Raw genomic sequence first — 12,238 nt, 5'->3', positions numbered from 1 at the left:
CGGACGGCGGCGGTCAGCCGGCCGTGCGGCCCGCGTCAAGACGAGCAGTGCGGCCCGCGTCCCGACGAGCCGCGTGGGCCGTGAGCAGCCGCTCCCGGGCCTGGTCGTCCTCGGCGGCCTGCACCGCCGTCCAGGCCAGCGCGACGGACGCCTGGAGCAGCGCCCGGTCGGCGGCCGGGGCCACGCAGGCCCGGGCGAACTCCGGCTGGTGGTTGACCGCACCGCCGCTGTCGATGCCGATGCTGGGGTGCACGCTGGGCAGGACCCGGCTGACGTTGCCCATGTCGGTGCTGCCGGTGGGCATCGCGCGCTCCTCCTCCGGGGACACCAGGGGGCGGCCCAGTTCGGTCGCCGCCGCCCGGTAGGCCGCCACCAGGAACGGATCGTGGGCCAGTTCGGCGTACGCAGGTGTCGAGCGGACCTCGTGGGTGCAGCCGGTGGCGACGGCGCCGCCCTCGAAGCAGGCCCTGACGCGTGCTTCGAGGCGCCCCAGGGACTCCATGTCGCCGGCCCGCAGGTTGTACAGGGCGCTGGTGTGCGCGGGGACCACGTTGGGCACCTCGCCGCCCCGGGTCACGATGCCGTGCACCTGCTGCCGCGGCTCGAAGTGCTGGCGGCCCACGCCGACGGCGACCTCCGCCACGGTCAGGGCGTCGGCGGCGTTGACGCCCAGGTGCGGGGCGAGTGCGGAGTGCGACTCCCGCCCGGTGTAGCGGACTTCGAGCTCGACCAGGGCGAGGGGGCGGGGAGCGCAGTTGTCCTCGGGGGCCGGGTGGACGAGCATCGCCATCGACACCTCGTCGAAGACGCCGGCCTCCAGCATGGCGATCTTGCCGCCGCCCTCCTCCTCGGCCGGGGTGCCCAGCACCATGACGGTGATGCCGAGGTCGTCGGCCACGTCCCTCAGCGCCAGGGCCGCGCCCACCGACGAGGCGGCGATGATGTTGTGGCCGCAGGCGTGGCCGAGGCCCGGCAGCGCGTCGTACTCCGCACACAGCCCGACCGTGAGCGGGCCGCTGCCGTAGCGGGCGGTGAACGCGGTGTCCAGGCCGCCGGCGCCGGGCACCACCTCGAACCCCTCGTCCCGCAGCAGGCCGCTCACCTTGGCGGCGCTGCGGTGCTCCTTGAACGCGGTCTCCGGCTCGGCGTGAATACTCCTGGACAGCGCGATCAGTTCGTGTTCGGCGCGTTCGACGCTTTCGCGACAACCGCGCATGATCCGAGACGAGATTCGCATCTTCTCTTTCCCCTCCGCATGACCGGGATCTCCGTCGGCCGGATGGCCGGACAATTCCCTGGCCTTTTCCTTCCTACCGGAGTCTCCGACGAAAAGCGAGACCAGTCTGGAGAATTGACATGGCGTCACCGACAGATTCACTGACAGATTCACTGAAATATCCACTGACAGCGTCACTGACCTGGAACGTGCGGGCGGGCAACGGGGAACTCTCGGTCGAGATGATGCCCTGGTCGCTGCTGCGCGCGACCGGCTTCCCCTCCGGGCTCCTGGACGGGCTCGCGTCCGAGGAACTGCTCGGCACCGCCGCCGGGGTGCTCGCGGCGGAGCAGGCTGTCGCCGCCGAACGTACGCACTTCCTGGACGCGCTGTGGCCGGGGCTGCGGAAGGCCGTACGGACGGTCGAACCGCGCCAGCGGTCGCTGCGGGCCCTCCAGAGCTGCCGCCGGCTGGTGGACGACGGCGCGCCCCTGGACGAGCGGTGCGCAGCGGTCCTCGCGGCGACCGGCGCGCCGGACTGGGCGCCCCGCTGGAACGCCCTGGTCGCCGCGCTCGACGAGCGGCTGGCCGCGGCCGGAGCCGAGCTGGAGGCGGCCCTGCTGCGGGCCCGGCTGCACACCGCACGGGCCGCCGGCCGCGAGGACTTCGGGCACGCCGTGTTCGTGTCGAACCCCTCGTTCCACCACACCGCCCTGGAGACGCCGCCGCTGACGCACCCGGGCTGGGCGCAGGCGCGGGACGAGGGCGGCGCCCTGCCGCAGACCCTGCGTCGCCGGGTCGACACCCTGCACCGCTATCTGCGCCGGTTCGCCACCAAGTGCGAGACCGTCTCGTTCTTCGGCCCGGTGCTGTTCGGCCGCCTGGCGCCGGAGCAGGAGGAGACCCTGCTGGTCGGCGCGCCCGGCCGCGAGAGGGTCGTGGTGGAGGCGAGCGCCTGGCTGGTGGAGGAGCTGCGGGAGCAGGCCGCCCGCGAGGTGCCGCTGACGCGGCAGCGCGTGTGGCCCAGTCCGCTGTTCCGCCGGCCCGGCTCGTCCCCGGTGCTGGAACGGGCCGTGGACGGGCGCAGGTTCAAGGTCGCGGGGCCCGCGCTGGCGCTGTGGAGTGCCGCCGCCGCGGCGCCGGGGAGCCGGCTCGACTCGCTCGTCAGCGCCGCCGGCCCCGTGCCGCCGCCGTACCGGGCGGGGGCTGACGACGCGTACGCCGCCGGGCTGGTGAAGGCACTCGGGCCGGCCCTGGTCGTCTCCCCCTGGCGGCTGCCGGCGACCGAACTGCACGCGCTGACCAGGCTCGCGGCCGAGCACCCCACGGACACGGCGGTGAACCTGGCGGAGGTCCGCGACACGTACGCGCGGGCGCCCTGGCCCGAGCGGGCGGCGCACCTCCTCGCCGTGCGGGCGGCCCGCGCGGCGGACGGCGGTCGGGTCTCGCAGGACAGCGGACGGCACTACGCCGACCGCGAGCTGTTCCACGAGGACAGGTCGAGTCCACTGAGCGAGCGGGTCGGCTTCGGGGCGCCGGTCGTGGAGCGCATCCGGGAGGTCACCGAGGCGGTGTTCCCGCTGGTGTTCCTCGCGGCGCTGCTGGCCAGGGAGGACGCCCGCGACGCCCTGCGCGCCGAACTGGGGGGCGCCCCAGCTCCGCTCGCCGCACTGGCCGCACGGGACGTACCCGCTCGTTCACCGCGCCGCGACGGGCTGGACGCGGTGCTGCGCCGACTGGTCGGGCGGGCCGTGGAGGCCGCGGGAACGGCCGACGGCCGCCCCCCGGTCGTGGAGCTGAGCGGCAGCGAACTGGCCGAAGCGCTGGCGCCGCTGTGGGACACCGTGACGTACGGCCCCGACGACGCGTGCCTGCCCAGCCCCGACCTGATGGTGGCGGGCCCCGACCCGGCCACCGCCGACTGGGTGCTCTCGGAGCTGCACGACGACTGCAGCTCGATCTTCGGGGGGCTGGAGCGTCCACTGCACAGCGACCCGGACGGGCTGTGGGCCGGCTTCACCGAGCGGGTGGCACGAGCCGTGCCGCCCGGGACCGCCGCGACCATCGTCTCGCGCCGGCGCAGCGCCCATGTGACCCCCGAACTCCCCGGTGCCGCCATCGAACTGAGCGGCCTCTCGGGCAAGGACCGGGCCGACGTGGTGCCGATCGCGGACGCCGTCGTGCCCGCTTCGGCCGACGCGGTGGTGGTGGGCGGCCGGCGCCGGCTGCTCTACCCCGGTGACCTGTCGTCGACGCTGCACCGCGCGGTGTCCAGGCCCGCGCTGGTCCCGGTGCCGGTCGACCTCGGCGCGTACACCCCCAGGATCGTGGTGGACGGTGTCGTGGTCCAGCGTGCCCGCTGGCGGCTGAGCATTCCGGAAAGGGCTCCGGAGAAGGCCGCGGACACCGTCGCCCAGTGGTTGTCCGTGCAGCGGCTGCGGGCCGCCCAGGGAATTCCGCGCCACGTCTACGTGAAGCATCCGGCCGAACCCAAGCCGCTGTACGTCGATTTCGCCGATCCGCTGTCGGTGATCGATATCGCGCGACTTCCCGAAGGGGAAGTCGTCGTGTCCGAAATGCTGCCCACCCCGGACCAGTTGTGGTGGCGCGTGGCGGACGAAACGCATTGTGCCGAATTCCGTCTCGGCTGCATCGTGCGGCCGGTGACATCCGACAATCCGCCGACCCCGGAACAACAGGAAGAGAGCGCGTCATGACCGAGGACCTCCGCATCACCTCGCTGGTGAGGGACGCTTACGACAAGGCCGCCGAGCAGTACGAGTCCGCCGGTCAGATGATCTTCCACCCGCTGGGGAAGATGATCGCCGACACCCTGGAGCTCTCGCCGGGCGAACGGGTGCTCGACATCGGCTGCGGGCGCGGCGCCTGCCTGTTCCCGATCGCCCACGCGGTGGGCCCGGAGGGCTTCGTGCTCGGCATCGACCAGGCCCAGGGCATGGTCGACGCCTGCACGGCCGACATCACGGCCCGCGGGGTCGCCGGCCGGGCCCGCGCGGAGCTGGGCAACGCCCAGGACTTCGCCTTCGCCGAGCCGTTCGACGCGGCGAGCGCCGGGATGGTCCTGTTCCTGCTGCCCGAGGCGGAGAAGGCCCTGTCCTGCGCCGCCGCGGCGCTGCGCCCCGGCGGCAGGTTCGCCGCGACCACCTTCCCCACCGAGAACGGCAGGCTGGCCGCCGGCTGGGAGTCCGCCGAGATCCTCTCCGGGGTGCTCGCCAAGTACCTCCCCGAGGGTGTGGACGACCCGTGGCAGGTGGTCCTGGGCCTCGGCGGCCCGCTGGCCGGTGAGGAGTCCACGGCCGCCGCCTTCCTCACCGCCGGCTTCAGCGATGTACGGATCCGCCACGTCCCGGCGGACTCCCGCTTCGAGACCATCGACGACTACCTGGCGTGGACCAGGACCGTGACCACCCGCGTGCAGTGGGACCTGGTGCCCGCGGAGCGGGTGGCCGAAGCGACCGACGAGGCGCGCGAGGCACTGCGGGTGCTCGCGGGGCCGGACGGCTCCCTGGAGTTCTCCTGCCCGACCAGGACCGTGCTGGCCGTCCGCTGACGGCACGACCGCAACCGTCTACCAAGCGCTGAACACAGAGCCGAGAGGTGCGATGACATGGCTCCTGACACGACCCCTTCGCTGATCCGTCCGCTGTCCGAACTGCTCGGCGGACACGCCGCCCGGATCGGGGACAAGGTGGCCTTCGCCGACGCCCGGCGGGGCGTCGGCTACCGGGAACTGGATCTGCGGACCTCTCGGCTCGCCGGCCGGCTCGCCGCGCTGGGACTGGAGAAGGGCGGCCGCGCCGCCGTCCTCATGGGCAACAGCGTGGAGATGGTGGAGAGCTGCCTCGCCGTCATCCGGGCGGGCGGCATCACCGTGCCGCTGAATCCGCAGGCGTCCGAGGCCGAACTGGTCCACTTCCTGCGGGACTCCGGGGCGTCGGTGGTGCTGTGCGACCCGGCGCGGCTCGACGTGCTGCTGCGCGCGGTGGCCGCGTCCGGCCCGTCCCGGCCCTCGATCGTGCTCACCGGCGACTCCCCCGGCGCCACTGCTTCCGACACCGCCGCGTGCGACACCACCTCGGACACCACCGGGTACGACATCACCGCGTACGAGACGCTCGCGGCCACCCCCTACGACGGGCCGGCGCCCGAGGAGAGCCCGCTCGACGCTCCGGCCTGGATGCTCTACACCTCGGGCACCACCGGCCGCCCCAAGGGGGTGCTCTACTCCCTGCGCAGCTCGCTGTGGCTGGTGGAGGCCTGCCACGTGGGTGTGCTCGGGATGACGCAGGACGACCGACTGCTGTGGCCGATGCCGCTGTTCCACGGCCTGGGCCAGAACCTGTGCGTCATGGCGGTCGTGGCCGTGGGCGCCGGCGCCCGGCTGATGAGCGGCTTCGCCCCTTCCGAGGTGCTGGACGCCCTGCGCGAGGACGGGGTGACCTTCCTCGCCGGGGTGCCGACGACGTACCACTACCTGCTGGACCGTGCCCGCCAGGAGCACACCCGGCTGCCTTCGCTGCGGCTCGGGTTCGTCGCCGGTTCGGCCAGCGGCGCCTCCCTCGGCAGCCGTTTCGAGGAGGCGTTCGGGGTCCCGCTGGTGGACCAGTACGGATCGACCGAGACCGGCGCGATCACCTCGAACCGGCCGACGGGCGACCGGGTCGCCGGGGCGGCCGGGCCGCCCGTCCCAGGGGTGGACATCCGCCTGATGGACAACGGTTCCGGCGCCGAGGTGCCCGACGGCGAGCAGGGCGAGGTCTGGGTCAGCGGCCCCAACCTGATGCTGGGCTACCACGGGCAGCCCGACGCCACGGCGCAGGTGCTGCGGGACGGCTGGTACCGCACGGGCGATCTGGCCCGCCGGGACGCCCTCGGGCAGGTGACCCTGACCGGCCGTCTCAAGGAGCTGATCATCCGGGGCGGCGAGAACATCCACCCCGTCGAGATCGAGGACGTGGTGCGCACGGCGCCGGGCGTGGCCGACGCGGCGGTGGGCGGGGAGCCCCACGAGGTGCTCGGCGAGGTGCCCGTCGCGTACGTGGTGCCCGGTCCCGAAGGCGTCGACGTCCAGGCGCTGTTCGAGCACTGCCGGACGCGGCTGTCCTTCTTCAAGGTGCCGGAGAAGGTGTACGCCGTCGAGCACGTTCCGCGCACCGCGTCCGGCAAGGTCACCCGGCATCTGCTGGCGGACGCGGACCCCCGGTTGCTCGGTACGGCGTCCACCGGCGGGCCCGGGGAGCACGGGGGCCTCGGGCCCGAGCCCGACCGGGGCGAGTGGGCGGGCCGTCTCGCGGCGCTCACCGCGGCCGAGCGGGCCCGGACGGTGCTGGACCTGGTCCGCGCCGAGGTGGCGCTCGCGCTCGGCGTCGAATCCGAACGGGTCGCGCCCACACGGCCGTTCGTGGATCTCGGCCTCGGCTCCCTCGCCGTCGTGGCGGTCGGGCGGCGGCTGTGCGCGCTGGTCGGGCTGCGACTCCCGGCGACGGCGGTGTTCGACCACCCGACGCCCGCCGCGTTCGCGGACCGGCTGGTCGCCGAGCTGACGGGGCCGTCGGACAGCTCCACGGCCGCCGAAGCGTTCCCGGACGGGCGTACGGCCCCCGCGGGGCCCGGCCCGGACGGCGCCGAGCCGATCGCCATCATCGGCATGGCCTGCCGCTTCCCCGGCGGGGTGGAGTCACCCGAGCAGCTGTGGGACCTCGTCGCCGCAGGCCGGGACGCCACCTCGGACTTCCCCGCCGACCGGGGCTGGGCACTCGACACCCTGTTCGACCCCGACCCCGACCACCCCGGCACCAGCTACGTCTCGCGCGGCGGCTTCCTCACCGACCCGTCCGCGTTCGACGCCGGATTCTTCGGCATAGCCCCGCGCGAGGCGACCGCGATGGACCCGCAGCAGCGACTGATGCTGGAGATCGCGTGGGAGGTCTTCGAACGGGCGGGCCTCGACCCGACCGGCCTGGCCGGCTCGGAGACCGGCGTCTTCGTCGGCACCAAGGGACAGACGTACAGCACGCTCGCCGCGCCCGGGTCCGAGTACGAGGGCCATCTCGGCTTCGCCACCTCGGGCAGCGTGATGTCCGGCCGGGTGGCCTACACCCTCGGTCTGCACGGCCCCGCCGTCACCGTCGACACGGCCTGCTCCGCGTCCCTGGTCGCCCTCCACCTGGCCTGCGGCTCCCTGCGCTCCGGTGAGTCGCGGCTCGCGCTCGCGGGCGGGGTCACGGTGATGTCCACCCCGGACGACATGATCACCTTCAGCAGGCACCGGGGCCTCGCCCCGGACGGCCGGGTGAAGGCCTTCGCCGGCGCGGCGGACGGCACCGCCTTCGGCGAGGGCGCGGGGGTGCTGCTGCTCGAACGGCTCTCGGACGCGCAGCGGGCGGGCCACCGGGTGCTCGCCGTGATCCGGGGCAGCGCCGTCAACCAGGACGGCGCGTCCAACGGGCTCACCGCGCCCAACGGCCGGGCGCAGCAGCGGGTGATCCGCCGGGCGCTCGCCAACGCCCGGGTGGCCGCGCACGAGGTCGACCTGGTCGAGGCCCACGGCACGGGGACCATGCTCGGCGACCCGATCGAGGCCGAGGCGATCCTCGCCGCGTACGGGCGCGGCCGGGATCCTCAACGGCCGCTGTGGCTCGGCTCGGTCAAGTCCAACATCGCCCACACCCAGGCCGCCGCGGGCATGGCCGGTGTCATCAAGCTGGTGGAGGCGATGCGGCACGCCGTCCTCCCGGCGACCCTGCACGTGGACCGTCCGTCGCCGCACGTCGACTGGTCGTCGGGGAACGTACGGCTGCTCGACGAGGCGCGGCCGTGGACGGCCGCCGACGGACGGCCCCGGCGCGCCGGGGTGTCCTCCTTCGCCATCAGCGGCACCAACGCCCATGTCGTCCTGGAGGAGGCGCCGCACTCCCCCGCGCCGGAGGAGGCCCCGGCCCCGGTCTCGCCTGAGGAGACCCCGGCCCCGGTCTCGGCCGAGGGGACCCCGGCCCCGGTCCGGGCGCTCAGCGCCGTACCGTGGCTACTGTCCGCGAAGTCCCCGGCCGCGCTGCGCGACCAGGCCCGCCGGCTGGAGTCGTTCCTGCGCGCGGAGCCCGACCGGGATGCCGTGGACGTGGGGCTCACCCTGGCACTGTCCCGGGCCGGGCTCGAACACCGGGCCGCCGTCGTCGCGGACCTCGGTCGCGGGGCGAACGGCGCGGAGGGTCTGCTGCGCGCACTCGGCGCGCTCGCGGAGGGCGAGCCCGCGGCCGGACTGACCACCGATCACGCCGGTGCCGCCCGGACCACGGCGTTCCTCTTCACCGGCCAGGGCTCCCAGTGGGCGGGCATGGCCCGTGAACTGTACGAGGCGTTCCCGGTGTTCGCCGAAGCGCTGGACGCGGTGTGCGACCATCTGGAGCCGCAGGTACGGCAGTTGCTCCTCGCCGCCGGTGACGCGGCGAAGGACGGGCGGATCCATCGCACCGGTATCGCCCAACCCGCCCTGTTCGCACTGGAGGTCGCGCAGTTCGCGCTGCTGCGGTCCTGGGGTGTGCGTCCCGACGCGCTCGCCGGCCACTCCCTCGGCGAGCTGGCCGCCGCACACGTCGCCGGGGTGTTCTCACTGGCGGACGCGGCCAGGCTGGTCACCGCCCGGGGCGAGCTGATGCAGGCGCTGCCCGAAGGCGGCGCCATGATCGCGCTGGAGGCCACGGAGGACGAGGTCCTGCCGCTGCTCGCCGGCCGGGAGTCCCGGCTGGGGATCGCCGCCGTGAACGCACCCCGGTCCATCGTGGTCTCGGGCGACGAGGACGCCGCGGCGGAGGTCGCCCAGCTAGTGGCCGAACTAGGCGGCAGGACCAAGCGCCTGACGGTCAGTCATGCTTTCCACTCGCCCCGGATGGACGCGGTGCTGGAGGAGTTCGAGGCCGTGGCCCGGACCGTCACCTACCGTGCGCCGGACCTGCCGATCGTCTCCACGGTCACCGGCGCCCTCTCCGGTGCGGAACTGCTGACACCCGCGTACTGGACCGGGCAGCTGCGCTCGGCCGTCCGGTTCGCCGCCGCGGTGCGGACCCTGCGGGAGCGGGGCACCGACACCTTCGTCGAACTGGGCCCGGACGCGTCCCTGACGGCCCTGGTGCGCCAGATCGCCGACGACGCCGACGGAGGTGATGGAGGTGGCCGGCCGAACGACCACCGCGCGCTGCCGGTCTCCCGGCGCGACCGGCCCGGCGCGGCGACCGCCGTCGCAGTCGCCGCCGCGCTCCACACCGCCGGTGTCCCGGTCGACTGGGCGGCGTTCTTCGACGGCACCGCCGCCCGCCACGTCACGCTGCCGACCTACGCCTTCCAGCGCAAGCGCTACTGGCTGCCCGCACTCGCCGCCCCCACTCCGGCACCGGTACCGGCCGCGATCGCGGAGGCGGAGGCGGAGGCCGCAGCCGAGGAGGCGGCCCCGTCCGGGCGGGTGCTCAAGCCGGGTGAGCGCCCGGAGGTCGCCGCCCGCCTGGCCGGCGTGCTCGCCGGCCTGGACGAGGAGAAGCAGCTCCTCCACATGATCGACCGGATCGCCACGCGGGTCGCGGCGGTGCTCGGCCACGACAGCGCGGACGCCATCGACCCCGACGTGCCGTTCCTCGAACTCGGCGTCGACTCCCTCATGGCCGTGGAGATGCGCAACCAGTTCAGCGACTTCTGCGGGGTGAGCCTGCGCCCGACGCTCGTCTTCGAGCACCCGACCCCGGCGGTGCTCGCCGACCACCTGCTCGCGAAGGTGCTGGCCGCGGTGTCCGCCACCCCGGGCGTCGACGAGGACGCGGTGGACTTCGCCGCCGAGGTCGTCCTGGCGGCGGACATCTCCCCCGCCGACGAGGTGATCCGGGTCGCGGACGACCCGCGGGAGGTGCTCCTCACCGGTGCGACCGGGTTCCTGGGCGCGTACCTGCTGCGCGACCTGCTGCGGACGACCCGTGCGACCGTGCACTGCCTGGTCCGCGGGGCCGACGAGGCGGACGCGTGGGCGCGGCTGCGCAAGAACCTTGAGTGGTACGAGTTCTGGGACGCCATCGACCCGGACCGGTTGTCCGTGGTCGTCGGCGATCTCGCCCGGCCGCTGCTGGGGCTGGCCCCCGAACGCTTCGACGCCCTCGCCCGCAGCGTGGACAGCGTCTACCACGCCGCCGCGACCGTCAACGGCCTCTACCCGTACTCGGCGTTGAAGGACGCGAACGTCACGGGCACCGCGGAGATCCTGCGCCTGGCCGCACGGCACCGCACCGTGCCCGTCCACCACGTCTCGTCCACCGGCGTGTTCGCCGCGGAGGCGGTCCCCGGGCAGGCGCTCCAGGTGACCGACCCGCCGGGCCCCGCCGAGGCTCTGTCGTCCGGTTACCGGCAGACGAAGCTGGTGGCGGAGCAGATCATCGAACTCGCCAGGGGACGGGGCCTGCCGGTCTCGGTCTACCGGGTGGACGAGATCTCCGGCGACTCGGAGCGCGGCTTCTGCCAGACCCACGACTTCGTCTGGCTGAGCATGAAGGGCATCGTGCAGGCCGGTGCCGTCCCGCAGGATCCCGCCGGCATCTTCCACCTGGTGCCGGTCGACCACGTCAGCGCGGCGATCCTGCGGCTGTCCCGCGACGACCGGGCGGCGGGCCGCAACCACCACCTCGCCAACGGGACGCACCTCCCGTTCTCCGCGATGACGGAATCCCTCCGCTCCCTCGGCTACCGGCTGGACGAACTCCGCTGGGACGCCTGGGTGCGACGCATCCGCGCCGACCGCGACAACGCGATGGTCCCGATGATCGACGCGTTCGAATCGACCATCTACAGCGGACGCAACCACTACCTGTCCGTCGACACCTCGCAGACCCGCGAGCTGCTGACCGGTACCGGCGTCGACTGCCCGCCGATGACGCGTGAACTCTTCGAGAAGTACGTCGGGTTCTTCGTCCGCGTCGGCTACTTCCCCGAACCGGGCGCCGGCCGCTTTCCCGGCGGCGACGCCGTGGACAGCGGTGCGCAGGCCCTCCGGGTCCGGGAGGCGGCGTGGGAGGACCTTCCGGCGATGGCGGCCATCTGCTTCGAGGCCTTCAACACCCTCAACGCCTCGCTCGGCCTCGCCCCGGAGTGGTCGTCGGTGGACGAGGTGACGGAGATGTTCCGGGACCGGCTCGCGGCCCCGGGCTGCCTCGCCTACGTGGCGGTCGACGGCGCGGACTCCGTGACGGGCTCCAACTTCCTGGTCCTGGGCGAGTCCGTCGCCGCCTTCGGCCCGCTCAGCGTCGCGCCCGGCGCGCAGGGCGGCGGCGTGGGCCGACTGCTGATGGACGAGGTGATCGGCGCGGCCGCCCGGCACGACCGCGGCTCGGTCCGGGCCGTCCAGGTGACCAACAACCTGGGCGCGTACCGGCTCTACTCCTCGCTCGGCTTCGTCCCGCACGAGCAGCTGTCCCTGGTCGCCGGGTACGCACCGCCCACCCCGGCGAACATGGCCGGCTTCACGGTGCGCGCGATGACCGAGGACGACGTGCCCGCGTGCCAGGAGCTGTACCGCTCGGTCAACGGCCATGCGCGGGACGGCGAGATCCACATGGCGGCCAAGCGGGCCTTCGGCTGGTCGCAGCCGTACGTGGTCCTGGACCGGTCGAGCGGTGCACTCGCCGGCTACACCACGGGCCTGTCCGACCTGGGCCACCTGACGGCGGCCTCGGAGGCCGCGGCACGGGCGCTGTACACGGGCGCCGGCGAGCTGATGCGCCGGGCCGTCCCCGACGGCCCGCCGCCCCGGCTGCGCATCCCGGGCCGGCTGCTGCCCGAGACCCTGAGCTGGGCCTTCCACACCCGGGGCATCACCCTGGAGCGACTGGAGACCCTGGTGGCACGCGGCTCGTACACGGCGCCGCAGCAGGGGGTGTACTGCCCGGGACTGTCCTACTGAGGCACCGCCGCAGGCGAGGGGCACGTTGGTCCAAGCCCTGTCGTCCCGACGCGAGTCGGAAGGCCGTTGGC

The 12,238-nt window shown here is 74.0% G+C and carries 4 protein-coding genes; 3 read left to right on the top strand and 1 reads right to left on the bottom strand.

Features of this window, described 5'->3' with window-relative positions:
- Positions 1-13: 13 nt before the first annotated feature.
- Positions 14-1,237 carry a M20 family metallopeptidase gene (locus ACFV6I_RS05935; RefSeq protein WP_380374278.1) on the bottom strand — a complete coding sequence of 408 codons (1,224 nt, stop codon included), beginning with the start codon at positions 1,235-1,237 and terminating at the stop codon, positions 14-16.
- A 188-nt stretch (positions 1,238-1,425) separates the two neighbouring features.
- Between ACFV6I_RS05935 and ACFV6I_RS05930 the strand changes: the two genes are divergently transcribed.
- The 3 genes from ACFV6I_RS05930 to ACFV6I_RS05920 are packed head-to-tail and all read left to right on the top strand — an operon-like array spanning position 1,426 to position 12,167.
- Complete coding sequence (locus ACFV6I_RS05930) at positions 1,426-3,933, top strand: lantibiotic dehydratase (RefSeq protein WP_380423677.1); 2,508 nt, start codon at positions 1,426-1,428, stop codon at positions 3,931-3,933.
- Positions 3,930-4,787 (top strand): class I SAM-dependent methyltransferase, encoded by an 858-nt coding sequence (locus ACFV6I_RS05925; RefSeq protein WP_063346298.1) that lies wholly within the window; start codon positions 3,930-3,932, stop codon positions 4,785-4,787. Before ACFV6I_RS05930 ends, ACFV6I_RS05925 begins: the two co-directional genes overlap by 4 nt.
- Before the next feature lie 57 nt (positions 4,788-4,844).
- Positions 4,845-12,167, top strand: coding sequence for a thioester reductase domain-containing protein (locus ACFV6I_RS05920; RefSeq protein ID WP_380423676.1), 7,323 nt, complete (start codon positions 4,845-4,847; stop codon positions 12,165-12,167).
- Positions 12,168-12,238: the final 71 nt, after the last annotated feature.

The sequence above is a fragment of the Kitasatospora sp. NPDC059803 genome (assembly GCF_042732255.1).
Lineage (GTDB): Bacteria > Actinomycetota > Actinomycetes > Streptomycetales > Streptomycetaceae > Kitasatospora.
Note: the sequence above shows the minus strand (reverse complement) of the source record. Positions and strands in the feature narration are given on the sequence as shown.

Excerpts from the sequence above, each read along its gene's own strand:
- ACFV6I_RS05935 (WP_380374278.1), bottom strand. The coding sequence starts at position 1,237 with ATGCGAATCTCGTCTCGGATCATGCGCGGTTGTCGCGAAAGCGTCGAA.
- ACFV6I_RS05925 (WP_063346298.1), top strand. The coding sequence starts at position 3,930 with ATGACCGAGGACCTCCGCATCACCTCGCTGGTGAGGGACGCTTACGAC.
- ACFV6I_RS05920 (WP_380423676.1), top strand. The coding sequence starts at position 4,845 with ATGGCTCCTGACACGACCCCTTCGCTGATCCGTCCGCTGTCCGAACTG.